The sequence below is a fragment of the Veillonella parvula genome (genome assembly GCF_032577575.1).
Classification (GTDB): domain Bacteria; phylum Bacillota; class Negativicutes; order Veillonellales; family Veillonellaceae; genus Veillonella.
This window is the reverse complement of sequence record NZ_JAWFVO010000001.1, coordinates 18,884-45,047: the sequence shown is the minus strand read 5'-3', so window position 1 is coordinate 45,047 and position 26,164 is coordinate 18,884. Positions and strand designations below refer to the sequence as shown.

The 26,164-nt window shown below is 37.8% G+C and carries 20 protein-coding genes; 6 read left to right on the top strand and 14 right to left on the bottom strand.

Going from position 1 to position 26,164, the window contains the following annotated elements:
- Positions 1–23: 23 nt before the first annotated feature.
- The 7 genes from E7K77_RS00195 to E7K77_RS00165 form a co-directional block, all read right to left on the bottom strand.
- A complete protein-coding gene (locus E7K77_RS00195; protein WP_314363337.1) occupies positions 24–866 on the bottom strand; it encodes a hypothetical protein in 843 nt (280 codons plus the stop codon).
- Positions 859–1,263, bottom strand: a complete 405-nt coding sequence (locus E7K77_RS00190) for a hypothetical protein (protein WP_314363338.1) — start codon at positions 1,261–1,263, stop codon at positions 859–861. The genes E7K77_RS00195 and E7K77_RS00190 overlap by 8 nt, the downstream gene beginning before the upstream one ends.
- A 115-nt stretch (positions 1,264–1,378) precedes the next feature.
- Positions 1,379–3,517, bottom strand: a complete 2,139-nt coding sequence (locus E7K77_RS00185; RefSeq protein WP_316066330.1) for a heavy metal translocating P-type ATPase — start codon at positions 3,515–3,517, stop codon at positions 1,379–1,381.
- A gap of 16 nt (positions 3,518–3,533) precedes the next feature.
- Complete coding sequence (locus E7K77_RS00180; protein ID WP_325305750.1) at positions 3,534–3,794, bottom strand: DUF6110 family protein; 261 nt, start codon at positions 3,792–3,794, stop codon at positions 3,534–3,536.
- 104 nt (positions 3,795–3,898) lie between these two features.
- A complete protein-coding gene (locus E7K77_RS00175; RefSeq protein WP_004697259.1) occupies positions 3,899–4,105 on the bottom strand; it encodes a FeoB-associated Cys-rich membrane protein in 207 nt (68 codons plus the stop codon).
- Between the two features lie 231 nt (positions 4,106–4,336).
- Positions 4,337–6,709 carry a ferrous iron transport protein B gene (gene feoB, locus E7K77_RS00170; RefSeq protein ID WP_325305749.1) on the bottom strand — a complete coding sequence of 791 codons (2,373 nt, stop codon included), beginning with the start codon at positions 6,707–6,709 and terminating at the stop codon, positions 4,337–4,339.
- 9 nt (positions 6,710–6,718) lie between these two features.
- Positions 6,719–6,952: a FeoA family protein gene (locus E7K77_RS00165; protein WP_325305748.1), complete on the bottom strand. Its 234-nt coding sequence runs from the start codon at positions 6,950–6,952 to the stop codon at positions 6,719–6,721.
- Between the two features lie 549 nt (positions 6,953–7,501).
- On the opposite strand from E7K77_RS00165, the gene E7K77_RS00160 reads away from it, so the two are divergent.
- Complete coding sequence (locus E7K77_RS00160) at positions 7,502–8,800, top strand: DEAD/DEAH box helicase (protein WP_005387095.1); 1,299 nt, start codon at positions 7,502–7,504, stop codon at positions 8,798–8,800.
- Between the two features lie 64 nt (positions 8,801–8,864).
- On the opposite strand, the gene E7K77_RS00155 is transcribed toward E7K77_RS00160, so the two are convergent.
- On the bottom strand, positions 8,865–11,174 hold the full coding sequence (locus tag E7K77_RS00155; protein WP_005387096.1) for a DNA topoisomerase 3: 2,310 nt from the start codon (positions 11,172–11,174) through the stop codon (positions 8,865–8,867).
- A gap of 176 nt (positions 11,175–11,350) precedes the next feature.
- Between E7K77_RS00155 and E7K77_RS00150 the strand changes: the two genes are divergently transcribed.
- Positions 11,351–12,946 (top strand): peptide chain release factor 3, encoded by a 1,596-nt coding sequence (locus E7K77_RS00150; protein ID WP_316066328.1) that lies wholly within the window; start codon positions 11,351–11,353, stop codon positions 12,944–12,946.
- A gap of 443 nt (positions 12,947–13,389) precedes the next feature.
- Positions 13,390–14,637 (top strand): sodium/glutamate symporter, encoded by a 1,248-nt coding sequence (locus E7K77_RS00145; protein ID WP_105086586.1) that lies wholly within the window; start codon positions 13,390–13,392, stop codon positions 14,635–14,637.
- 90 nt (positions 14,638–14,727) lie between these two features.
- Here E7K77_RS00145 and rsmA read toward each other — a convergent pair whose 3' ends face one another.
- Positions 14,728–15,582, bottom strand: coding sequence for a 16S rRNA (adenine(1518)-N(6)/adenine(1519)-N(6))-dimethyltransferase RsmA (gene rsmA, locus E7K77_RS00140; RefSeq protein ID WP_004697159.1), 855 nt, complete (start codon positions 15,580–15,582; stop codon positions 14,728–14,730).
- Between the two features lie 13 nt (positions 15,583–15,595).
- Entirely contained in the window at positions 15,596–16,123 is a 528-nt protein-coding gene (rnmV, locus tag E7K77_RS00135; RefSeq protein WP_004697202.1) for a ribonuclease M5, read from the bottom strand.
- Positions 16,124–16,229: 106 nt separating this feature from the next.
- Here rnmV and E7K77_RS00130 point away from each other — a divergent pair, with 106 nt between their 5' ends.
- The 3 genes from E7K77_RS00130 (at position 16,230) to msrB (ending at position 19,481) form a co-directional block, all read left to right on the top strand.
- Complete coding sequence (locus E7K77_RS00130) at positions 16,230–17,168, top strand: LysR family transcriptional regulator (RefSeq protein WP_120054608.1); 939 nt, start codon at positions 16,230–16,232, stop codon at positions 17,166–17,168.
- A 252-nt stretch (positions 17,169–17,420) separates the two neighbouring features.
- A complete protein-coding gene (locus E7K77_RS00125; RefSeq protein WP_316066327.1) occupies positions 17,421–18,542 on the top strand; it encodes a 5-methyltetrahydropteroyltriglutamate--homocysteine S-methyltransferase in 1,122 nt (373 codons plus the stop codon).
- Positions 18,543–19,481 (top strand): peptide-methionine (R)-S-oxide reductase MsrB, encoded by a 939-nt coding sequence (gene msrB / locus E7K77_RS00120; RefSeq protein WP_316066326.1) that lies wholly within the window; start codon positions 18,543–18,545, stop codon positions 19,479–19,481.
- A gap of 47 nt (positions 19,482–19,528) precedes the next feature.
- On the opposite strand, the gene E7K77_RS00115 is transcribed toward msrB, so the two are convergent.
- The 4 genes from E7K77_RS00115 to ppx all read right to left on the bottom strand — a co-directional run bounded on the left by E7K77_RS00115 (position 19,529) and on the right by ppx (position 26,151).
- A complete protein-coding gene (locus tag E7K77_RS00115) occupies positions 19,529–20,506 on the bottom strand; it encodes a 3D domain-containing protein (RefSeq protein ID WP_004693280.1) in 978 nt (325 codons plus the stop codon).
- A 425-nt stretch (positions 20,507–20,931) separates the two neighbouring features.
- Positions 20,932–23,049 carry a polyphosphate kinase 1 gene (ppk1, locus tag E7K77_RS00110; RefSeq protein ID WP_278466789.1) on the bottom strand — a complete coding sequence of 706 codons (2,118 nt, stop codon included), beginning with the start codon at positions 23,047–23,049 and terminating at the stop codon, positions 20,932–20,934.
- Positions 23,039–24,604: a Ppx/GppA phosphatase family protein gene (locus E7K77_RS00105; RefSeq protein WP_004697172.1), complete on the bottom strand. Its 1,566-nt coding sequence runs from the start codon at positions 24,602–24,604 to the stop codon at positions 23,039–23,041. The genes ppk1 and E7K77_RS00105 overlap by 11 nt, the downstream gene beginning before the upstream one ends.
- On the bottom strand, positions 24,604–26,151 hold the full coding sequence (gene ppx / locus E7K77_RS00100; protein ID WP_004696994.1) for an exopolyphosphatase: 1,548 nt from the start codon (positions 26,149–26,151) through the stop codon (positions 24,604–24,606). Before ppx ends, E7K77_RS00105 begins: the two co-directional genes overlap by 1 nt.
- Positions 26,152–26,164: the final 13 nt, after the last annotated feature.

The following is a 26,164-nucleotide window of genomic DNA, read 5'->3' as shown; positions in this document are numbered from 1 at the left end:
CGGATATAAGTCGAAACTAGAAATTAAATACGTTCACGGCGTCGTGAAATAATACCACGCTCTACCAATGCACCTATAATCACTGCTACACCTGTCATACCAGCTTCTAACAAAGTTGGGGTAACAAACACTAGTGGATTACCTTGATACGTTGGAAAAACGGTGGGAACTAAAGATAAAACAAACTCTGGAATATAACCACCATATAAAATATGGGCATTCATAGCGAGCCATAAACCAGCAGTTAAAACAATACGAAATAATCGTATACCTTTATAGGCTATTTCTCTTGGGTATAAATAGAATACGAATACCAATAAGGATATAAGTAATGACACCAATTCTGCAAAGAGTATATTTACATTCATAGATGACGCATACATGAAATAAACCATTGGATCTTGTAAATCAATATAGAGAAGCGAACCAATATATAAGAACGGAATTGGAATAGTATATCCAATTATATCGAGTGCTTCATCTACCATTCCCCATCGATGATTTCGATTGAAAAACTTAGTAGCTAACAACCCACAAAGTTCAATGAGCACTTGAACGATAAAATACACCACGAAGAGAAGCAACGCTGTTACAATTCCACTATCTGCAGTAAAGCTAAAGGGCGTATGAAGAAATGAAAATACAGTCCACCAAGCCCAACTATACGTATGATATCCCATACTCAATGGTAGTTCATCGTTAAATTTAGCATTCTTAAGTCTTCGTACCATAAGAGGTATTACGAGGGACAACACGGGGAATACTAAGATTGGTAAAGCTAGCGCTCCACTCAAAGAAAGAACTGTCGTTACAGCACTTACAAATAAAGCACAAACGACGGTGAATAACCAGAAATTCTTATTCATTACGGCCTCCTACTAAACGAGTAAGACCATATGCAAAAAGCAAGCTAATAGTAACACCAATATACATAGCTACTAAAAAAGCTACATCTCGGCCAACTGTTGGCCAGCTCCATAGCATCGATAAATCTACACCGAGAAAAATACCTTTATAGCTAATGCCGTGGATTATAATCCAACTTACAACATAAGCAATACGGCTAATCGATTTTCCATCTCCAAAGGTACTACTTTTAAACGATAAATATGCCCAAGGCATTATTAGTGATAAAAGTAAATACCATACAAGTGCTACGGTAGCACTTGATCCATTATGAATCATATATGCAATAATAGGAATTACTACGATAAATAGATTCAAATAAACGGATCTTTTACAAATATCTATTAATGTGTTCATAAAGATCTCCTATGATATGTAATCTCTTTGTATTTTACAATAATCATAGATAAATGTCATCAAAAAAGAAAAACCTCCATATAGGTAAATGAATACCTTATATGGAGGTTTATAATTAAGCTACTACGGAGTCAGCTGTTACATCAATTGTAGGAACAGTTTCCTTTGTTTCTTCTTTTTTCAACAATGGAGTCATGCTTTCTAAGCCGATACCCAATGTGAATAGATTATGCAACCATGCTGTTTGGCTTGGCGGCATAATACCGAGTACGCCACCACCTACAAGAGCACCGTTGAAACCAACGATACCATTGTAATTAGCTTTGATACGTTTCATCAATGCCATAGAAATGCGGCGTAAATCTACAAGAGCTTGTAGATGATCGGAAGAAATAGTAACATTTGCAATTTTTTGAGCGATTGGTGCGCCTTCATTCATAGCGATACCAACATGTGCTTCAGAAATTGCTGGGGAATCGTTAATACCATCCCCTACCATCATAACAGTATAGCCTTCAGCTTTTGCTTGTTTTACATAAGCTGCTTTATCTTCTGGCAATACTTCAGCATGCAATTCATCGATGCCGAGTTCGTCAGCTACACGTTGTGCATTACGTTTGGAGTCGCCAGTCATCATGACAACCTTTTTAATACCCAATGTGTGTAAATCAGCTATAACTTGTTTTGCTTCCTCACGAACAGGGTCTTTAATACAAATAACCGCTGCTAGTGTACCTCCAATAGCGAGGTAAATATGGGAAGATGAATTTGGTAAATTGTTGAATTTTTCTTGTTCATCTGCAGGAATTTTTGTCTTTTCATCATCAAAGATGTAGTGAGCACTACCAATGCGTACACGGTAGCGACCAACTTTAGATGCAATACCATGAGCTACAACGTATTCTACGTCGGAGTGCATTTCCTTGTGAGGCAAGTCATGATCCTTAGCAGCGCGTACAATTGCTTTTGCCATGGAGTGAGGGAAATGTTCCTCAATACATGCAGCTAATTTCAACATTTCATCTGCATCATGACCGTTGAACGGGATGATTTGTTCAAACTCAGGTTCTGCTTTTGTAAGAGTACCAGTTTTATCGAACACAATCATATCTGCTTGTGCAATTTGTTCTAAGAACTTACCACCTTTAACAGTGATACCGCGTTTAGATGCTTCTTGCATAGCGGAAAGTACTGCCAATGGAATGGATAATTTTAGAGCACAAGAGAAGTCAACCATAACGAAAGACAATGCTTTCATTACATTTCGAGTCAACAAATATGTTAAACCAGCACCAATAAAGCTAATTGGAACTAATTTATCTGCCATGCGGTATGCTTGTTGTTCCATACCGGATTTCATTTGTTCAGACTCTTCAATGAGGTTAACGATTTTTTCGTAACGAGATGTTTTGGATGTACTACGTACTTCTACAATAGCTTTACCGTCTTCAACAACAGTACCTGCATATACAGAACTGTCTTGATCGCGACGAACCGCTTCTGGTTCACCAGTCATGGAGCTTTCATTAACAAGAACAACACCATCGATAACGACGCCATCCAATGGAATCACTTCGCCTTGGCGAATAATAATTTGATCACCTGCCACAACTTCGTTAACTGGCTTGCTCACTTCAATGTCATCAACTAAAACCCATACTTTATCTACGTTCAAGGACATGCTTTGAGCGAGATTTAATACAGATTTACGGTGAGTCCATTCTTCTAAGATATCACCAATACCTAATAGGTACATAACAGCGCCAGCTGTAGGGTAATCCTTTTGAAGTAATGCAGCACCAATAGCTACACCATCAAGTACTTCGACAGTTAACTTACGTTGCCACAATGTTTTAATAGCCTTACCAATAAATTTAATACCATCAAACCAAGCCCATGCAGCTGCAATAGGCGCAGGAAGCGCTGCTTTTTTACCTAAGTAAAGTGCAGTACGGTTGATCATCATTTCACGGTATTTTTTATTTACCAAGCGAGGAGAATATTCGTTTAAAGCAGGAGCTTCAGACAAATCTAAATCGCGTAGACCTAGCACTGCATCACGCACAGCATCAACATCGCCAGTATGTTTAATGGCGATTTGACTGCTACGAGTGTAGAAGGTTACATCTACAATTGCATCATTAAGGAGTAATGTATCCTCTACATAAGCTGCTTCAGCCTCTGTAAAGTGATGACCAGTTACCTTAACATGCAAGCGATTTCTGAGTTTTTTTACTACAGAAAATTGTAACATATGTGCAATCCTCTAATTATTTGTTTTCTTCAAAGATTTCTTCGTTGCGTGCTTCGTTGATTTCTTGAGCTTCTACCAATACATCAGATGCGGATGCTTGTACTTTTTCAGCTGTTTCTAATACAGTTTCTTTAGCGCGAAGACCAGCTGCTACGATACCAGCATATACTTTTTTAGCATCTTTAGAAGTTAATACTTTAAGACCTACAGTACCCAATGCAAGACCTGCTGCGAATAAGTTAGCGTTTTTAAGATTTTTTTGATCGATGTTGAACATGATAATATTCCTTTCTACTAAATATGATAAAAAATTTAATTACTATATTTGAAAAGAGGAGCCATTATAGAGACCCCTCATTCAAATTCAGAATTCGTATTAGCTTACTTAGCAGTACGTTTAATGCCTAGTGCTTTATTGGAACCATCACAGCTGCAGTTACCACCGCAACCAGAAGATTTTTTAGAGCCAGACTTGGAGCTACCGCCACCACAGCCACAGCCACCTTTACCAGACATTTGTTTGTAAAATTTATTACCGATATAAGCTAATGCTAATACAACTATGAGTCCTATAACAAGATTATCCATTATTATGCCTCTTTCTCAATATCTACTAAATTATAATATGTGTATTAGTGATAAACAAGATAAAAGCAATATCTAAAGGATATTTCCCTTTTCTCATTATCATTTAACCACGAATATTGATAATTATCAAGTATTATTTTTAAATTACTTATAACAAAATCGCAATTTTTAAATTCATTTTTGTTTAAAGAATCTAAAGGTGGCTAAACTCTCCTATTTAGCGACTCTAGATTAGAAACCTAATGCGCGACCAATGTTATAGAAGATGAAACATGCAATCCATGCAAATGTATTTTCATAGCAGAACATGAATGCAACCCATTTCCAAGAACCTGTTTCACGTTTGATAACAGCTAATGTTGCCAAACAAGGTGGGTAAATTAATACGAACAACATCATTGTTAATGCAATCAATGGTGAGAAGTTTGGATCATTTTGTAAGTAATCAGTCAATGGAGCTGGATTTTTATCATCACCACCTACTGCATATACTGTACCCAATGTAGAAATTACTACCTCTTTAGCCGCTAAACCAGCTACGAGAGATAAGCCCATTTTCCAGTCGAAGCCCAATGGTTCAAGTACTGGGTTGATTGCTTTACCAAAGGATGCTGCATAGGATTGTTCAATTTTTTCAGCAGCTTTTTCTTTATCAAGTTTGTCATTTTCAGCATCTAAGTTAGCACTGTTTTTATACATTGCCCATGCTGCTGGGAACAAGTCTTTATTTTCATCTTTAATATCATTGAATAATTCAGGTGCTTCAGAATCATCCTCTACTGCTACTTCAGGTTCATCTTCTCCTGCTTGCTTAGCAGCATCAGTAGCATCTTGTACAGTAGATTTCATATCTTCAACAATTTTATCAACTGCATCTTTTTGGTCATCTGTAGCAATACCGAATTGAGATAATGTAGCTGCATCTTTTACTTCATACTCTTGAGCAACTTGTTCTTTCACTGCATCATAATCTTTGGAGTATTCTACATCCATTGGATATGCAGTGATGAACCAAATCAAGATGGAAGCAGCCATAATGAAAGTACCGGCTTTAATGATGTACAATTTAGCACGTTCATACATGTGCATCCATGTAGCTTTCAATGTAGGCAAATGATATGGAGGTAATTCCATTACAAATGGTTCTGCTTCACCAGCAAATAAGAACTTACGGAAAATTTTTGCAAAGATAATACCGAAGATGATACCCAAGAAGTATACAGAGAATACAACTAAAGTACTATCCCAACCATTTGGGAAGAACGCATTTGCAAATAAGATATACACTGGCAAACGTGCAGAACAACTCATGAATGGTGTAATCAAAATCGTAACCATTCGATCCTTGTAGTTGTCGAGGATACGGGCACCCATTACGGATGGTACGGAACAACCGAAACCCAATAATAAAGGAATAAAGGATTTACCATGTAAGCCACATGCGCGCATTACACGGTCAATAACGAAGGCTGCACGAGCCATATAACCTGTATCTTCCAAGAAAGAAATGCCAAGGAAGAGTAATAAAATTAATGGTAAGAATGAAAGTACCGCACCTACGCCGGCAATAATACCATCAGATACGAGTGACTGTAATTGGCCCTCTGGAATAGTCTGAACCGCATAAGCTTGTAATGCAGCGAAACCATCCTCGATCCAACCTTGAGGAATACCACCAACGAAGTTAACGAACGCAAACAATAAGTACATAACAACCATGAAGATTGGTAAGCCCCAAATTCGATGCGTTAAGATTTTGTCATAACGGTCAGAGCGTGTTTCCAATTGAGTTGGCGCTTGTGTTAAACATGTATTATATACTTCTACTGCAAAGCGGTGACGATATTCTTGGAAGACAATATCAAGATCAACTTGATCCTTAATTTCTTCACGAATAGCTTCAGCCTTTTGAATAACAGCTTCCGTATTATCAAAGCGCATAACTTTGCCAATAACGTCAGCATCTTTTTCTAACAACTTAACAGCAATCCAACGAAGTGGATATGTAACAGTGCCCGCTTGTTTTAGCAATTCTACAAGCTCACTAATTTTACCTTCTAACAAATCACCATAGTTAATTGTTACACCAGGAGCTTTTTGAGAAGCAGCTACACTAATTATTGCTTCTAACAAGTCTTTTGTACCAATGTTTGTACGACCTACTGTGCTAACAATTGTAGCCCCTGTCATTTCTGCCATTTTTTTTAGGTCGTATTTGATGCCCATTTCTTCAGCAACGTCAGCCATGTTTAGAGCAATAACCATTGGCTTTTCAAGTTCCAATAATTGTGCAGCTAAATATAAGTTACGTTCCAAATTAGATGCATCAAGAACATTAACAATAACATCTGGGTTATCATTTACGATAACATTACGCGCTACTAACTCATCCAAGGAACGTGCAGTTAAGCTATATGTACCTGGTAAGTCAATAAACAATAACTCATGGCCATCAAAGTTCGTATGGCCTTCCTTTTTTTCTACTGTAACGCCGGCATAGTTACCAACGTGTTGCTTCGCCCCTGTGATATTGTTAAACATTGTAGTTTTACCACAGTTAGGGTTACCTGCTAAGGCAATGCGAATTTGCCCATTTTCTGCCATGTGAACCTCCTATTGAACCTCTACATCAATCATGCCAGCTTCGCTTGTACGAAGTGCTAATTCAAAGTTTTTTACTTTGATTTCCACCGGATCCCCCAAAGGGGCAAACTTCATAACATGGATTTTTGTACCATTTACAAGACCCATGTCAATTAGACGATGCTTAACATTACCACTGCCATGTAGTACAACAATAAGACCAGACTCACCTGGTTTCATGTCTTTTAACTTTTTGATAGCCATACGACACCTCCTAATTATTGTACCTAACAACCTCATATTAAACACACCAAATAATAATGCGTATTAATATCTTAAATTATTATATCAAAGAAATCATTAATTTCAACAATTATTATCATTTTTTTTGTAATTTTCTATCTCATATATATATTTTTTTCTCATATTAAATATGAGGATTGATTTATCAATCCTCCATGAACCCCTATATGGTATGGTAGCATTCGCGCTGTCACCAATAAAAAAGAATACCTAAAAAATAAGAATCACTACTAAGATAATCATTATTGATAATTTAATCATTCTCATTTATATTTTTAAAATTTATTCAAATATAAATATTTTAATGTTTTTTATTCTCATAAACATCTATCTACATCGTCATTTCTTAATCTATTATCAATTAGTATCTTTAACAATCGCATCATTAGTTTTACAAATTTACTATAGCGCCATGCAAAATTAGTACGCTATGTAATGATTCAATTTATTTGCCCCTACTATGTGCATAAGGTATAATTAATATAATATGTATTATAGAAAGGACGATCCATGAAATCTTTTAAATCTCTAGGCGTTTGTGATGAACTCATCCAAGCCCTTCAAAAACAAGGTATCAAGGAGCCAACTCCAATTCAAGAACAAGCCATTCCTGTTGTATTTAAAGGGAATGATGTTATAGCAAAAGCTCAAACAGGCACAGGCAAAACATTAGCCTTCTTATTGCCGATTCTACAACGTGTTCACACTGATGTGCATCAAGAACAAGTGCTCATCATTGCACCTACCCGTGAGCTTGTAAAACAAATTTCCGATGAGGCAAAAGAAATAGGTTCTATTTTAAATGTAGACATCCTCCCTCTCATCGGCGGTAAAACGATTGAAGCACAGTTACAACAATTAGGACGTCGCCCTCAAGTTATTTTAGGCACTCCTGGTCGCCTATTGGATCACGCAAAACGGGGTTCACTCCACTTAGATTGCATTCGTCGTGTCGTACTCGATGAAGCTGACCAAATGCTTCACATGGGATTCTTACCGGACATTGAAAACCTCATTAGTCAAACAGATGCTAATAGACAACTTTTACTATTCTCTGCAACAATTCCTGATAAGATTAGAAATCTTGCAAAAGCGTATATGTCTAAACCGGCTTCTGTAACAGCTGAGGGTAAACATGTAACACTTGAATCTATCGATCAACGCGTATACATGATGAACACAGAAGAAAAAACGCAACGTCTCATCAAAATGATCGAAGAAGACAACCCATTCTTAGCAATTGTGTTCTGTAATAAGCGTGAAGGTGCTGTTCGCTTATCCTATGAGTTAACTGCAGCAGGCCTAAATATTGCTGAAATGCATGGCGATTTGACACAAGGTCGACGCACTCAAATATTACGTGATTTCGCAAAAGCTAAAACACAAATCTTAGTAGCTACAGATATTGCGGCTCGCGGCATTGACATCGAAGGCATTACACATGTTTATAACTACGACGTACCACGCGACGTAGATTACTATATCCACCGTATTGGCCGTACTGGTCGTGCAGGCAACTCTGGTGTAGCTGTTACATTTGCTACACCGCAAGATGAATCTTGGTTACGTCGTATTGAGCGCGCCATCCAAGCAACGCTTACTAAATACACTAAAGATGGACAAATTAAGACTAAAGGTAATGCAAGTGCGGCACCTAAACGTGCAAAAGTATCTGGCAAACCTAAGATTACAAGTTCCTATCAATCTACAAAGGCTAAAGCTCATAAAGCTCGTGGCCATAAAGGTGCTAATACACGCCAACGCCGTACGTCCACATCACAAACAGGACGTCGTGGTAAACGCAGATAAAATTAAAGACGCGTACAGAACATCTGTACGCGTCTTTTTATGTTCTTAACTAATATACATCTTATTATTTATTAGCATAAATGCTTGGCACTCCATTCACATCGGAGCATTGTGTCTTGCATTGAGATCGATTACTGCAAACCCAGTTAATACGTCCTCTCGCCTCTTGCTTAACAAAATACCCTTCTTTACATCGTGGACATTTATATTGTTTATCTTCGTCAGCTACAATGATATTACTTTCACCCTTTGAAACATCACCCTCAACCGGTTGTGTATGTTTACAAGCAGGATAATTAGTACAGCCTAAAAAAGCACCAAATTTACCATTACGCTGTTGCATTCTGCCCTTATTACACTTAGGACAGACCGGCAAAGAAGATAGATCTACATCAGAATTATCCATCGGACGTTTCCGGTTTTGATTCGTTATAGTGCGAACTACATTGGGCATCATTTGACCAGAATTTACCTGTTTATCAAAGCCAAGCTTATCAATCAACAACTGTAAAAACTTAACTTGATCAGACAAGAAGGAATCTAAGGTATCCTCCCCTTCGCTCATGAGGGCCAAACGTTCTTCCCATACAGCCGTTTCATCAGGATATAACAATTCATCAGGCAAAGCATCTACTAAAAGGTAGCCCGTTTCCGTAGGTGATAGAACTTGCTTCTTACCAGATGTTTTCATAAAGCCACGACTGATAAGTTCGTCAATAATATTGGCACGAGTCGCCTCTGTACCAATACCAGATACAGCCTTTAATTGCTTTTTCAAGTCTTCATTTTTTACAAACTTGTGAATTTCCTTCATCGCTTGTAACAACGTAGACGGTGTAAAGCGAGAAGGCGGCTTAGTTTGCTTCGCCTCTACAGAGGAATCCGTGTAAAGGACAGAATCATTTTTCTTAACCGCAGGCAAATGATCTGTTTCTTCAATAGCCTCTTTTTTAGAGTCTGTTTCTGCACCACGTTCATCAGTTAAATCAGGTTCATCATTATCTGTCACAGATTTAGACTTTTGTCGTTTATAAAGTAATTTCCATCCTTCGTCTATAACTACACGGCCATTGGCAACAAACTCTTCTTTGCATTGCTCCACGACGATTTTAGTTTGCTCATAAATATGTTCGCCATAAAACTGAGCAATATAGGCCTGACTAATGAGGAAGTAAATATTGCGTTCCTCACGGGACAAACTATTTATATTACAAGCTACGGTCGTAGGAATTATAGCATGATGGGCTGTAATCTTCTTTTCATTCCATGCGCGGCTCTTAATGGAGCGGTCTGCATCAGTAGCCCACTGTGCTAGTCTTTCATCTCCTGCATTCTGTAAATTATTGAGAATTGCATTGCGGTCACCATATTGATTTGGTGGTAAATATTCACAATCAGAACGAGGGTATGTAGTCAATTTCTTTTCATATAGTTTCTGTGCTGTATCAAGTACAGTTTGCGGATCATAGGAAAAAGCTTTACCAGCTAATACCTGCAAAGATGATAGAGACAATGGTAAACGCTGTACATCTTTCTTTTTAGATTTTGTAACAGCTTTAATAACTCCATCTGACCCCGCCTGTAAGCGCTCTACTAATTCATCGGCTATGGCTTTATTAATAAGACGTCCATCTGGGTCAAGCCCCTTTTGTTCGTCTGTAGGCTGCCACGTAGCCCAGAATACACCATTTGGATGATTATATAAAACCTTTAATGTAAAATAATCGACCGGTTTAAATGCCGCTAGTTCTCGCTCTCTGCGCACCACAAGGGCTAATGTTGGAGTCTTAACACGACCGATAGGTAATGTTACTTTATTACCTTTATAACGTTCAGACAATGTATAGGCACGAGATAAATTCATGCCAATAAGCCAGTCTGCACGTGCTCTAGCCAATGCAGATTGATATAGATTGTGAAAGTCTTTATTATCCCGTAGATCATTTAATGCGGCACGAACAGATTTTTCGTCCAATGCATTTAGCAAGATACGTTGTACAGGTTTTGTATTTCCTACATAATATAATACTTCATCAACCAACAATTGACCTTCCCTGTCCGGGTCACCTGCGTTGACGATAATGTCCGCTTTACCGATTAATTCTTTTACAGTCTCAAACTGTTGACGACTACTATCCGTAACGAGTAATTTCCACTCATCAGGCACAATAGGTAAATCTTGAGGGCGCCAGCGGATATATTTATCATCGTAATCACCAGGTTCTGCTTGATGTAATACGTGCCCTACAACCCAAGTCACCACATCATCACCTTGGATAAAATAGCCATTCCGTTTTTGGATATTCTTGTTTTCTGGCAAGCATTTACTAATTTCGCGAGCCATGGATGGCTTTTCCGCAATAAATAACCTCATGGTCCCCCTCCTTAACATAAAATAACGGCTATTCCCCAAGCCGCTCTTTGAAATCTCATTATACTACAATTTAGTGGTCATAACTACCAAAATCATGTATAATTTTAAAGATATAAATGGTGTGAAGATGATATATTAAAATAAGACTTTCACAAACGAAACAATAGAGGTGAACTATGACATTTTTAGAAGAAGTGCAACGTCGGCGTACGTTTGCTATCATATCTCACCCGGATGCGGGTAAAACTACATTAACAGAAAAACTACTTTTATACGGTGGTGCCATTCACTTGGCGGGGTCAGTTAAATCTCGTAAAACAGCAAAACACGCCGTATCTGACTGGATGGAAATCGAAAAACAACGTGGTATCTCCGTAACGAGTTCCGTATTGCAATTCGACTACGATGGCTGTCGTGTCAACATCCTCGATACCCCTGGTCACCAAGACTTCTCTGAAGATACATACCGTACATTGATGGCTGCCGATAGCGCTGTCATGCTTATCGACGTTGCAAAAGGTGTCGAAGCACAAACGAAAAAACTATTTGCCGTATCTAAAGAACGCGGTATCCCTATCTTTACCTTTGTAAATAAAATTGACCATTTCGGTCGCAGCCCATTTGACTTGATGGAAGAAATCGAAAACGTTCTTGGCATTCGTACATGCCCTATGAACTGGCCAATTGGTATCAACGGTGAATACAAAGGCGTATACGATAGAGAACACGAAACTATCGAGCTCTTCGCAAAAGACGAAACACATGGTCAAGAAAAGCTAGCCTCTGAAAAAGGTGCTTTGGCTGATCCTCGTATGAAAGAATTATTAGGTGACGATGTATATCAAGCATTGCTTGATGATATCGAATTATTAGACGTTGCTGGCGATCCATTCGATTTTGATAAAGTTCGTGCAGGCGAATTAACGCCAATGTTCTTCGGTTCTGCTATGACTAACTTTGGGGTAAAACCATTCTTAGAAAAATTCTTAGAACTAGCTCCATCCCCTGCTCCACGACAAGCCGTGGAAGAAATGGTGCAACCTACGAGCGAAGACTTCTCCGCTTTAGTATTTAAAATTCAAGCGAATATGGACCCTAATCACCATGACCGCATCGTATTTATGCGTATCTGCTCTGGTAAATTCGAAAAGGGTATGTCCGTATTGCATCGCCAATCTAACAAAACGATTCGCTTGTCTCAGCCTCAACAATTCTTGGCTACCGAACGTACCATCGTAGAAGATGCATATCCCGGTGATATTATCGGTGTCTTCGATGCTGGCACAATGGGCGTAGGTGATACACTATGTGCACAAAAACACAAGGTAACATTTGGTGACTTCCCTGTGTTCCCACCAGAATTCTTCGCCCGCGTATCTCCAAAAGATACTATGAAGCGTAAGCAATTCCAAAAAGGCATGACACAATTGGCTCAAGAAGGAGCTGTTCAAATCTTTGAACAACCAGGCGCCCTTGATTCCTTCGTAGTCGGTGCCGTAGGTATGCTTCAATTTGAAGTTCTTGAGTACCGCCTCAAAAATGAATATGGCGTTGATTTATTAAATCATACATTACCATATGGTGTAGCCCGTTGGATTGATGGCGAAGTTGATATTGCATCATTAAAAGGTGTTGATAATGCGATGATTGTAAAAGATAACCGTGATCGCACCGTTGTTCTTATTTCCAATGAATGGCAAATGGGTTGGGTTCAAGAGCGTAATCCAGATGTGACGTTCCTAACAACCCCTAAATTACACCATGAGCTATAACTTCTAATTAGCTTATTGCTAGGTATATATATTTTAGTTATATCTTAACATGCATTTATAGAACGAATTTATCGCATTTATAATTTAGAGCCTTACGAAATAACATAAAAATATTAAATTTTAAAACTGGAGTATATTTTATATAATTATAAATATAAAAAATATATTCCAGTTTATTTTTTTATAGCAAGAAGGAAAATCACAGATTTAAGTCGAATACATATAGTATGATTATGTACATAAGTAATATATACTATTACTTTTCTATATTTATATGTATAATCATAAAAATAGCTTTATTAATATTATTGTTTTTTGTGTTATTATGAGTGTTTAAAGATAAAAATATAAACTTTTTATACGTTATATATTCTATAGTATTTTTTGACCATTCATGATACCATAAAATTCAGATTTATTTTTTATTTTAAAGGAGTGATTTTATGCCACTTATTGACTTAGCCCTAGTCAACAATGTATGGACCTTAAAACTGTCCATGATTCAAACTGTAGGTCTTGCTGTAATTACCTTATTCATCGGTACTTGGATCAATAAGCATTCTAAGTTCTTACAACGTATGTGTATGCCTGCACCAGCGGTAGGCGCTCTTCCATTTGCATTTTTAACTGCTATTTTGTCTTATTATAAAATCTTAAACATTACCTTTGAAGGTTCCTTACAAACATTTCTAATGCTTGCCTTCTTTACCACTATCGGTTTAATGGCATCCTTAAAAGTCCTCAAAAAGGGTGGTATCTTCATTATTTTCTTCTTCTTAGCATGTGCAGTGTGGATTGTAGTACAAAATACTGCAGGTATTATGATTGCTAAAGCATTAGGAATTGAGCCAATTATTGGCATCATGGCTGGTTCTGTATCTATGATTGGTGGCCTTGGTACAGCTGGTGCCTTCGGTCCATATTACGAACAATTACTTGGTATCCCTGGTACCGCTTCCGCAGCAGTTGCAGCTGCAACATTTGGCATGGTAGCTGGTACAATCCTCGGTGCGCCTGTAGGTGAACGCATTATTAAAATGCATAAAGTTAAAACACCTTATGAAAATCCTGAGTTAATGGAGGATGAAGGCATCGATATGATCGAAGATCACGTTGAAAGTGGTGGCAAACAGTTCAACTCTCAAGATCTTTTAACAATTTGTATGTGGATTGGCCTTGCATTAGGCATCGGTACCATCGTAAGTGCTGGATTATCTGTTCTTACTCCACTACCTGCATATATTGGTGCTATGATTTGTGCAGCAGTAATTCGTAACTTTGGTGATTTTACTAAAGCATACAAAATCAACGATGCAGCTCTTGATGCGGTATCTAATGTAGCATTATCTTTATTCGTAACAATGGCTATCAACAGCTTAAAGTTAGTTCAATTAATTGATCTTGCTTTACCACTTATTACAATCTTAGTTGTACAAATGGCACTTATCTGTGTATTTGCATACCTTATTTACTTCCTCTTTGGTCGCAACTACGATGCAGTCATGCTTGGTTCCGGAGCTATCGGTTTCGGTTTAGGTGCTACACCAAACGCATTAGTTAACATGTTATCCTTAGCAAGTAAACACGGCCCATCTCCTCGTGCTTGGCTCGTAGTTTCCTTAGTAGGTGCATTCTTAATTGACTTTGCGAATGCTTTCCTCATTACAACCATGGCTGGCATTCTTTACTAACTAAAAAGGACCCATTCGGGTCCTTTTTTCATGAAAAAGAGCTTACTGGAATGATATTTTATCAGTCCAATAAGCTCTTTATGTATTATACTATTTGATTAAAGCTGCCCATGCGTTGGCTACATCGGCAAATTCTTGAAGTGTAAAGGTCTCACCTCTTCGTTGACCATCAATATTTGCTTTTGCTAATAACTCTTCAATTCTATCTCTTGTTAAACCCGTTGTCTTCATCGTATTAGAGAATGTTTTACGGCGTTGCGCAAAACCAGCTTTCACAACGCGAAAAAATAGTTTCTCATCAATCACATCTACAGGTGGTTTATCACGCAATACGCAACGGATAACAGAACTTGTCACCGCTGGAGCTGGCAAGAAAGATTTAGGCGGTACATCAAGAACAATATCTGGTTCCGTATAATACTGAACAGCAACAGATAATGCGCCATAGTCCTTTGTACCGGGCTTTGCTATCATCCGTAAGGCCACCTCTTTTTGCACCATCACAACTAGACGTTCAATAGGTAGTTTACTTTCCAACAAAGACATAATAATAGGTGTTGTAATATAGTATGGCAAATTGGCAACCACTTTAAATGGTTTATGATTCATAATCGTTGGCACATCAAGCTTTAACACATCACCATGAATGATACGTACATTGTCATAAGATGCCAATGTCGTATCTAGTACCTCCAATAAGCGACGATCTAGCTCGATAGCCGTTACATCTGCTCCACTTTGAGCTAAACCTTGTGTCAAGGTACCAATACCAGGGCCGACCTCTAGAACAGGTTCTCCCACGGTTAATTCCGCAGCATGTACAATTTCATCGACTATACCTCGCTTAATAAGGAAGTTTTGTCCTAGCTTTTTGCTCATTTTAATATCAAAGCGCTTACATATATAATGCACAACCTCTGGGCTTGCAATTACTGATTCTAACATCTTAACTCCTATTTTAACAATTTACTGCCTCTTCATAAGCATCTCGGGTTATACCATAATGATTTAAACGGTATAAAAATTGCTTTCCATTACCGTATCCAATACCTAATTTAGCACCAATAACCGCTCGACGAGCTGCACTATCAGGCATACCAGACAGTCCGTGACGCACTAAGTCCACCATAGTAAATTCGTTGGATGATTCTAAAGACTCTACGTGTAATGTAGATAAAGCCTTTCTGATTGACTCAGGAGAGGCTTGTTCTATGCCAATATCATCATTTGCAAACGCTTCGTCACGAGGCACAAAAGCATGTTGTGCATTAGGGAATTTTTTAGTTAAAACGCGTCGGATTCGCTCCCCTGCTGTATCAGGATCAGTTAATATAATAATGCCACGTTTCTCATAGGCAACGCGAATCATATCGATAACACCTCTTCTGAGGGTAAATCCTTCTGTAGCAATGCAATCAGCATCTACAGCTTGAGCGATACGTTGTATATCAGATTTTCCTTCTACGACAATGACTTGTTTTAACATATATCCCCCTTTTATTTTATTAATACATTGTAACATATATATAACATTGCTTAAATACTTATAATCGAGTAGTATTAATAGTGTAATATATAAAAGGAGGCCAATTATGACCTTACAACAATTAAAGTATGTCACAACAATTGCCAATATAGGCAGTATTAGTGAGGCAGCCAAGAGATTATTTGTGTCTCAACCGAGTCTCACCAAGGCTATTAAAGAACTAGAGAAAGAAATGGGTATTACCATTTTCGATCGTACTAATAAAGGAATTACCGTATCTAAAGAAGGGGAACGCTTTCTCGGCTATGCGCGCCAAGTGTTAGAACAAGCAGCCCTTTTAGAGGAGCAATATAAGAGCCAAAGCGGTGGTAAAAAACAATTTTCTGTGTCTACTCAACATTACTCCTTTGCAGTCAATGCCTTTGTAGAGCTTTTAAAAGGCGCTGAAATCGATCAATATGATGTATCCTTACGAGAAACACAAACCTATGAAATTATCGATGACGTAGCTCATATGAAGAGTGAAATTGGTTTGCTCTATTATAATGATTTCAACCGTCCTGTATTAGAAAAATTAATTCATACTAACGAATTAACCTTTACTGAATTATTTACGGCCCATCCTCATATCTTTATTGGTAAAACGCATCCATTAGCCCATAAAGAGGTAGTCTCTATGGACGAATTAGAGGAATATCCATATATTTCCTTTGAGCAAGGCGATCACAACTCCTTCTACTTCTCTGAAGAAATCTTCAGTACCGTAGTGCGCCCAAAACATATCCGTGTTCGCGATAGAGCATCTTTATTTAGCCTATTACTTGGCCTTGATGGATACACTGTATCTAGTGGTGTAATCGATAAAGAGGTAAATGGTGAAAATATCATTTCCGTTCCACTTGCCGAAGAAGGTTTAATGCACATTGGCTACATTACTAATAATAAAATGCAACGCAGCCGTTTGGGTCAAGAATATATCCATGCCCTAGAACAATACGTTAGTAATTACGGTAGACATATTCAATTACCGAAAGACAAAAAATAATTATATATCATATTATTTATAGAACTATACAACAATACTGTTCATTTTAGATGTATCAGATAATCCATAAAGAAGGCACTCTCTTTTTAGAGAGTGTCTTCTTGGGTATAACTTAAAGCATAAAATTACTCACAGACATAACTTCAAGCTATATATAACTCAAACATATTGATATTTTTATATATAATCATACTTAGCTATAATAAATCTATCGAAATTATCGGTTTTACCGTTTATATAAGGAGGATTATTATGGCTAAACATACAGCACCATTCCACTTTGATATCGTAGGTTCTTTCCTACGCCCAGCAGAATTAAAAGAAGCACGCGAAGCTTTTAATAAGGGAAATATTACTCGAGAAGAATTAACAGCCGTTGAAGATCGTCTTATTACAGACCTAATTCAAAAACAGAAAGCAGCTGGCCTACCAGTGATTACAGATGGCGAATTTCGTCGTGCCTATTGGCATCTAGACTTCATGTGGGGCTTTAACGGCGTAAAAGAAATTGAACTGGAACACGGTTACAAATTCGTCGGTCAAGAAACAGCGCCAGGTTCCCTCGCCCTTACTGGCAAAATTACGGGAACAAACCACCCATTCGTTGAACATTTCAAATTTGTAAAACAATTTGAAGACGAAAATACTACGGCGCGTCAAACGATTCCTGCTCCCTCTCAGTTTTTGGCAGAGTTATTCCGTGAAGACAATGGCATTACAACGCGCTCCTTCTATCCAGATTTAGAAGAATTGATTCAAGATATTGCTGCCGCCTATCGCCAAGTGATTAAAGACCTTTACGATGCAGGTTGCCGCAATATTCAATTTGATGATTGTACTTGGGGTATGTGTTGTGACCATGCTTACTGGACAGGTCGTCAAAAGGATAAAAGTGTAACCATTGAAGGTGAAACCGCTAAATATTTACGTTTGAATAACTTAGCTCTTGAAGGTCGCCCTCACGACTTAGCATTTACTACACATGTATGTCGTGGTAACTATAACTCTACATGGGCCGCTAGTGGTGGGTACGAACCTATTGCCCCTATCCTATTTGCCAAGGAAAATGTAGACGCTTATTACCTAGAATTTGATGATGATCGCTCCGGAGGTTTTGAGCCATTGCGCGAAGTTTCTTCTAATAAAAAGGTTGTATTAGGCCTTATCACATCTAAACGTCCAGAATTAGAAGATAAAGAAGTCATCAAAGAACGTATCAAAGAAGCAACAAAATATATCCCTCTCGAAAGACTTTGCTTATCCCCTCAATGTGGCTTTGCATCCTGTGAAATTGGCAACCAATTGACCGAGGAAGAACAATGGGCTAAACTCGCATTAGTCAAAGAAATAGCTCATGAAGTTTGGGGTGATTAAATGAGTGAACATACTATTTATTTAGGCGGTGGTTGCTTCTGGGGCCTTCAGGGGTATATTAAAAAGATCTCCGGTGTCCTTTCTACTGAGGTAGGCTATGCTAATGGACCTACAGAAAATCCAAGTTATGAAGATGTATGCCACAATAGTGGCCACGTAGAAGCTCTCAAGGTTACTTACGATGCTGATATACTATCTTTAGACCACTTAATTCAATATTTCCTACGTGCTATTGATCCCTTTAGTATCAACAAACAAGGTGGTGACGTAGGTATTCAATATCGTACGGGTATTTATTATACTAATCCAACAGATAAGGCCGTTATTGAAAGCACCTTAGCTCGTGCTCAAGCCTTTGAAGGCAAACCATTTGCTATTGAAGTATTACCGTTAGAGAACTACTACTCTGCCGAGGAATACCATCAAGATTACTTAGACAAAAATCCTAATGGCTATTGTCACATTCCATTGGGGTTATCTGATGAACCACTCATCGATGATAATACATATGCTAAACCTTCCCAGGAAGATTTAGAGGCATTAACGCCACAAGAATTTGAAGTAACTCAAAACTCTGCTACTGATGCACCTTTCAGTCATGAACTAACAGATGAGTTCAAAGCAGGTCTCTATGTTGATATTACAACTGGAGAACCCCTTTTTGTATCATCCCATAAATTCGATTCTCATTGTGGCTGGCCTAGCTTTACTAAGCCAATAGCTAAAGATGTTATCAAATATTACCAAGATGACTCACATGGTATGAATCGCATAGAAGTTCGTAGCCGCATTGGTAATGCTCATTTAGGTCATGTATTTGAAGATGGGCCCAATGGCTCTCTTCGCTACTGTATCAATGGATCTGCTTTAAAATTTATTCCTAAAGAAGAATTAAAAGGTACCAAATACGAATACTTAATTCCATATATTGAGGACTAGTTAAAATGAAAGGACGCCATACATATGTAAGGCGTCCTTTTATTATATTAATCCAAAACGTACACTGTAACGTCTTGACGACCAAAGTCCATAGCCTCACCATAAGAGTCCATTACAAGGTCGATTTTATTACCTACTATAGCACCACCTGTATCGGCAGCAATAGCTTCACCGTAACCAGGAATAAATAAACGTGTTCCCAATGGAATAACATCTGGGTCAACTGCAGCAATGCCACGTACTGCAGGTAAGCCCGTAGCTGTAATACCAGCACCATCACCATCGCCAGCAAGATAAGCAGATGCTTCCATTACGATAGCGCGAGACGCACGACCCGCCACATTGCGAGATGTAGTCACCTCACGAGTACCCTCTTTAATAATTGTAGGTACCATTGCACGTTGTGTTACTTTAGATACGTCATTAGTTTTAATAACTGTACCATTACTATATAGTGTTTCACGTTGTACTCGTTCTAAGCCGGGTTGACCAACTTGAACAACCTCTTCTTCGCCCTTAGCCATAGTATCATCTTTTTGACGAACCACTTCAACAGCAACTTCTTGATCTACTGTAGATAGAGAGCGGCTTGTTACTTGAGCAATTGTTATACGTGTACCACTTAAAACAGATCCATTTTCATCGCCCACTACTACATAATTAGGTGCTTTGAAACCAAGCTCATTAGCAACACCTTGAGCAGTTGTTTCTGTAGTGAATACAGCTCTTGTTTTACCATTTACAGTTACATAAACTGGAATAGCACGAACAACCGTTAAGGTTGTTCCATTTTGAACTGTAGATGAACTAGAAATAACTTTATCATTTGGATTTAACTTAACCCCAGCATCGCGTACAATGCCTTCGTTAGAATTTAAATGCGTTCTAACAGTGTGTGCTGCACCATCTACCATAACGGTAACGGTTTTATCATTATAAGAAAAACCGGTCATGGTTACAGCTGTTACAATCAATCCGGCAACAACAGACGAAATATATCGCTTGTGTGTCTTATGAATTCTCATGTTGTAATCCCTCCTGTAATGGTATTATTCTACTACAGATAGATACAACCTGTCAAACGCCGTAAGTTAACAATAAGCCAAAGCCCTTTATAAACACTGAATTTATAATAGTTTGTATTTTGTATTTTTTAATAAAAGTCCACTGTATGCGTACATATCGATATTTTTAAATACTATACAATATATTCCGAATTGTGTACATATATACAACACTAATACCACATATAGTATATACAGATTTTTTATTACTAAATTTGTATTTTTATGTGTTTTTCAATTGTTACCAACATTTTCTAGAACACTCAAAACTTCACTTTACCCTCATCTTTAAATGTATAAGAAAGTAAAAAAGCCCATATAATGGGCTTTTTATATGTTATGTAATTGTATTAAAATTCATTACCTAATATATTAAGATTTCTTCATTATCTATTCATTTTTAACATTGGTTGTAACCGTTCAATGACCGTCATTGACTCTCTGTTTTCATGCTCAATAGCAGCTTTCATTAGCTCCTCTTGAGCAGATATAGGATTCTCTCGATCATTGATTTTATGATACGAACCATCAGCTCTCATAAAATGAGCTTTTAATGTATCATCTAAATATAAATCTAAAATACTTTTTACCCGTTCTTTATGGCGTTTATCTTCAATAGGAATCATAAGCTCTACACGTTCATTCAAATTTCGAGGCATCCAATCTGCACTAGATAGGTACAGACTTTCATTCCCTCCATTACGAAAGTAGAACAAACGATGATGTTCAAGAAAACGCCCCACAATAGAGCGTACTGTGATATTATCACTAACACCGGCAATGCCAGGGCGAAGCGTACAAATACCACGCACGATAAGATCGATACGAACTCCAGCAGAAGAAGCTTCATACAACTTGGCAATGACCTTTTTATCGAGCAGAGAATTCATCTTACCAATGATATAGGCTTCTTCCCCATTCTTAGCAAACTCGATTTCACGGTCAATGAGTTCCATAATTTTTTCACGTAAATTTAAAGGCGCTACAATAAACTTATTCCAAATCGGTGGGTCAGAATATCCAGAAATCAAGTTAAAAAAACGTGACGCATCATCACCATACTCATCATTACAAGTAAATATACCACAATCAGTATACATCCGAGCTGTTTTACCATTATAGTTTCCCGTTGCTAGATGGACATACCGCCTAATACCATCCGTTTCCCGGCGTACCACCATAGTAATTTTAGAGTGTGTCTTAAGACCTTTTAAACCATAAATAACATGACATCCCGCTTTTTCGAGTCGACGAGCCATATGAATATTGTTTTCTTCATCAAACCGCGCCTTAACCTCCATAAGGACGGTTACTTGTTTCCCATTATCTGCCGCTTTTATTAAGGACGCAATAATCGGAGAATCCCCACTAACGCGATATAATGTTTGTTTAATAGCCAATACATCAGGATCTATCGCTGCTTGTGCAATAAATTGCTCAACCACTGCAAAAGATTCAAAGGGATGATGAACAAAAAGATCTTGCTTCCCAATAATAGAAAATAAGCTATCACCTTCATAATCAACTAATTCACTAGGAATCTTAGGATCAAACGGTTCATATCGGAGCTTATCATAACCTGGATAATTACAGAAATCAAAATACATACGGCAATCCAAATGTCCATCAATGCGATATACGTCCTTTTGCTCTAATTCTACACTTGTAAGGACAAAATCTAATAAGTGATCCTTTATCTCTCCACAAACTTCAAGACGTACCGCATCACCACGACGGCGACGCCGCAAGGATGCCTCTACTTCAGATAGCAAATCTGTTGCTTCTTCCTCATCTATTTCAAGATCTGCATCACGAGTAATACGGAAAACCATATAATCTTCAATACCATAACCTTGGAAAAATTGATTTGCATAATAAGTAATGACATCTTCTAGATAAACAAATCGATGTTCCTTATTGCCACGGCTTGGAACTTCAATGATTCGATCTAATACAGATGGTATTGGCAAGATAGCAATCTTGTAATCCTTAGTCCCATCCTCTTGTATTTGAAAGATACGTACAATTGCATTAATGGTATGATTTGTTAAAAATGGAAATGGGTGCCCCGAGTCAACAGCCAATGGTGTTACTACGGGGTATATATGTTCCTCAAAATAATGGCGTAGCCAGGCTTTTGTTTTTACATCTAGCTCATCAGGATGTGTAAAGAAAAAACCATAACTTTCTAGTTCAGTCAAAACATTATTTAAATACATACTTTGCATAGCAACAAGGCGTTGTACAGATTCATCTATCGCCTTTAATTGTGCCTTTGCATCCATATGAGCCGCATCATATTTAACAATGCCATTCACAACTTGATGACGTAAACCAGCCACTCGAATCATAAAAAACTCATCTAAATTAGAACTAGCAATAGCAATAAAACGCAACCGCTCCAACAGCGGAGTATTTGTATCTATGGACTCTAATAGTACACGCTGATTAAATTTTAGCCAAGATAATTCACGATTAAAATAATATTTAGCATTACTGAACATGGCGGTCACCTCCTCTTACAAGCATAAGTTCCATACCAAATACTTCTGTAAAATATTCAGCATCTCGATTAAACGTCCACCATTCTAGTGAAATATCCTCATTAGTGCGACAGAATACATACAATACATTATCGCGCTCTTCCAATATAACATCTGAGATTTTTTGGTTACTCCCTGCATCGAGAGCACAGGCCACACGAATGATAGCTACTAACTTTGTAACTTGAATCTTTTGTAATTCTGTCAAAGAATTAAAATATGTATCATCATCTGATGGAGTTCCCTTATAGTGATAAAATACGACATTTGCCACTACTTGTTTTTCTTCTTCTGAAAGCCCGAAAATATCTGTGCCCATCACAATATGATACGCATGCTCTCCATGGTTTCGTAAATTAACAAACTTACCTACAGAACACAATATAGCTGCAATGCGGCATAAGTAACCCCACCGCTCCGGTAAACCTTTATGGCGTAATGTTTTACAAAACAAAGAACTGAAACGTTCCACCTCAGCATCATGAATGCTGTCAGTATGATATCTAGCGGCAACAGCACGAGCTAGCTGAGCATTTTGCTCACGCAATTGGTACATAAAGGGATTATTTTCAGCTTCAACTCCATAGAACCAGCTTATTCCTTGTGAAAAGGAGAAGCTACTAAAAATCAACGATTTAGGCTCTATAGCCGTTATAATTTCATTAAATAAAATCATAGTAGGCATCAAAATATTCGCCTTATATTCAGGTAGTTTATATCGATTGATCAACTTAGTGGCTGTTACACCATCAAAGGATTTGATGAAGCCCTTAAAACGTTCTGGTTCAATGGTAATAATATCGTCCTTATTACTGCCATCTCCCATGAGACGCGCCATATATTGAGCTTCATCGCCAGATAAAATGACACTATTAATATTAAAAGTTTTAAGCTCCTCCCGCAATGGGCCTATCATGCGATGTAAATACTCAGTAATAGCCATTGGAAACGATGTAGAGGAACGTTGGTTGCGATTAAAAGATTCCATAACACGTAATGACCCGCTATGCATATTGCGCTGGAATAATAAGCTTTCACCACGCCAAACAGTCAAGCCTACACCACCAGAAGTAATATCAAGGAATAATGTTGCCTTTGTAGGATCCGTCAAGCGGTACTGATTAGTCATCTTGTAGTATAGTAAGGCATATTTGTAATACACCTCTTTAGGCATGTCGATAACCTCAACACGCATACCTGTTTGAATATAAATTTGATCGAGAATACTACGACGATTAGCGGCTTCACGTATTACAGTAGTGCCATATAATCTAGAGCGACTCACACCGTAATCGGCCATTAATTGTTTATATCCCTTTAGGATATGACAAATTTCCTCAATTGTTTCAAAACTTAAACGAGAGGTTTGGAATAATTCTTCCCCAAAGGTTACCTCCCTAGCTGCATAATCTATAACGCGTACATCATCGATGCCCTTGTATTCTAAAATAGTAATACTCATGCTACTGGAGCCTACATGTAGCACTGCATATCGTAATGCTTTTGGTAATGCCATTATGCCTCCTTACGAGCTTCCTTCCACTCTATTTCTAATGTTTTCTTAAATTCTTTTTTGAAAGATTTTCCTAATTTCTCTACAGCCGCTTTTGTTACACTTATATCGCGACCGTTCAAATAGGTTACTACTAATAGTACACTAGTATATTTTAGATTCACGGATAAATGGCGAATAAATTGTTCATGACTTTCATCAAGAGCTTCAGCTAAAGCCAGAATAATAGATATTTTTTGACCCAACAAACGCTGCTCTTGATCTAATAATTTACCGTATAAGAAGTTTTTATACTCTTTTGGTGTCAAACCATGAGAGTTCATAACAAGGAACGCGCTAAAAGCTTGTTCAACATGAGAAAGCCCATATAAATTACTATTGACAAGCATATAGCAGCCATGTCGGGCATGACTATAATAGTTAATCCGTTTACCAATATCATGTAATAAACTAGCAGCAATCAAACAACGTCTTGTTTTTTTATCAGCTCTATGAAGTGGCTCTAATACATCATACAGTTTAATAGCTAAACCTGTAATATATTTAGCATGAACTAACTCATGTTTAGTCATACCTAACAAGACATTCTCTGCAGAATGTACTAAAATATCATCAATAATAGAGTTACCACCTAAGTAGTGCTCTCCATAATAGTCGTAAAATAAGCCTTCACGCAGACCACAACCACCAACAACGAGTGTTTTAGTATTTACGTAGTTAAATAATTCTTCTACGATAGTGAGGCCTGCAATAATGATATCAGCGCGCTCCGATGATAAACCACTAATCTTTTTGCGTTCCTCTAGAGATTTACCTTTTACTTCTTCCAAAATCTCATGGAATCTATGATATGGAATTTCATAATTATGTAGCTTTGTAATAGGATAAGATAACTTGCGTTGATCCATTTTAGCAATATTACGAGCAGTGCCGCCGATACCAAGGAGCGGTAATTTCACATTGCGAAGCCATGTATGTTCCTTAATCGTTTTCTTCACAACCTTCGTCAGTTTATCAAGTTCTTTAGGAGTATATTCATCCCCCTTCTGATAGGTGCCTGTTAAGGTAAGGGCCCCTATCGGCAAGCTCACCGATTTTGTAATATGACGATTTCGTACAAGGGTTATCTCGGTACTGGCACCACCTAAATCAAAAATAATAAAATCCTTAAGTCCAATGGTATTGATAACGCCAAGAAACCCTAGGCGAGCCTCTTCTTCACCAGCAATACATTCTAAATCCAAACCCGTTCGTTCTTTTACAGATTTAATAAAAGCATCCCCATTTTTAGCCAAACGTACTGCTGCGGTAGCAACAGCTTTAATCGTATTTGCCTCCATTGCATCAGCCATGTGTACAAAACCTTTTAGAGCACGCAAAGAGCGTTCCATAGCTTCTTTGGTCAGTTCGTGAGTTCCCCACATATTCTCACTGAGACGTACACTTTCTTTCTCTTGATATATCAGTCGATAACTACCAGTCTTAGAAATTTCATATATGACAAAACGAACTGAGTTCGAGCCTAAATCTATAAATGCAATACGTTTCATGTTGCTATCCTCA

What these genes read in the sequence shown, in the direction of transcription:
- E7K77_RS00145 (WP_105086586.1), top strand. Translation starts at nt 13,390, where the DNA reads ATGCCACTTATTGACTTAGCCCTAGTCAACAATGTATGGACCTTAAAA.
- E7K77_RS00195 (WP_314363337.1), bottom strand. Translation starts at nt 866, where the DNA reads ATGAATAAGAATTTCTGGTTATTCACCGTCGTTTGTGCTTTATTTGTA.
- ppx (WP_004696994.1), bottom strand. Translation starts at nt 26,151, where the DNA reads ATGAAACGTATTGCATTTATAGATTTAGGCTCGAACTCAGTTCGTTTT.
- feoB (WP_325305749.1), bottom strand. Translation starts at nt 6,709, where the DNA reads ATGGCAGAAAATGGGCAAATTCGCATTGCCTTAGCAGGTAACCCTAAC.
- ppk1 (WP_278466789.1), bottom strand. Translation starts at nt 23,049, where the DNA reads ATGTTCAGTAATGCTAAATATTATTTTAATCGTGAATTATCTTGGCTA.
- E7K77_RS00190 (WP_314363338.1), bottom strand. Translation starts at nt 1,263, where the DNA reads ATGAACACATTAATAGATATTTGTAAAAGATCCGTTTATTTGAATCTA.
- E7K77_RS00115 (WP_004693280.1), bottom strand. Translation starts at nt 20,506, where the DNA reads ATGAGAATTCATAAGACACACAAGCGATATATTTCGTCTGTTGTTGCC.
- E7K77_RS00105 (WP_004697172.1), bottom strand. Translation starts at nt 24,604, where the DNA reads ATGGCATTACCAAAAGCATTACGATATGCAGTGCTACATGTAGGCTCC.
- E7K77_RS00130 (WP_120054608.1), top strand. Translation starts at nt 16,230, where the DNA reads ATGACCTTACAACAATTAAAGTATGTCACAACAATTGCCAATATAGGC.
- E7K77_RS00165 (WP_325305748.1), bottom strand. Translation starts at nt 6,952, where the DNA reads ATGGCTATCAAAAAGTTAAAAGACATGAAACCAGGTGAGTCTGGTCTT.
- E7K77_RS00175 (WP_004697259.1), bottom strand. Translation starts at nt 4,105, where the DNA reads ATGGATAATCTTGTTATAGGACTCATAGTTGTATTAGCATTAGCTTAT.
- E7K77_RS00185 (WP_316066330.1), bottom strand. Translation starts at nt 3,517, where the DNA reads ATGTTACAATTTTCTGTAGTAAAAAAACTCAGAAATCGCTTGCATGTT.
- E7K77_RS00160 (WP_005387095.1), top strand. Translation starts at nt 7,502, where the DNA reads ATGAAATCTTTTAAATCTCTAGGCGTTTGTGATGAACTCATCCAAGCC.
- rsmA (WP_004697159.1), bottom strand. Translation starts at nt 15,582, where the DNA reads ATGTTAGAATCAGTAATTGCAAGCCCAGAGGTTGTGCATTATATATGT.
- E7K77_RS00155 (WP_005387096.1), bottom strand. Translation starts at nt 11,174, where the DNA reads ATGAGGTTATTTATTGCGGAAAAGCCATCCATGGCTCGCGAAATTAGT.
- rnmV (WP_004697202.1), bottom strand. Translation starts at nt 16,123, where the DNA reads ATGTTAAAACAAGTCATTGTCGTAGAAGGAAAATCTGATATACAACGT.
- E7K77_RS00180 (WP_325305750.1), bottom strand. Translation starts at nt 3,794, where the DNA reads ATGTTCAACATCGATCAAAAAAATCTTAAAAACGCTAACTTATTCGCA.
- E7K77_RS00125 (WP_316066327.1), top strand. Translation starts at nt 17,421, where the DNA reads ATGGCTAAACATACAGCACCATTCCACTTTGATATCGTAGGTTCTTTC.
- E7K77_RS00150 (WP_316066328.1), top strand. Translation starts at nt 11,351, where the DNA reads ATGACATTTTTAGAAGAAGTGCAACGTCGGCGTACGTTTGCTATCATA.
- msrB (WP_316066326.1), top strand. Translation starts at nt 18,543, where the DNA reads ATGAGTGAACATACTATTTATTTAGGCGGTGGTTGCTTCTGGGGCCTT.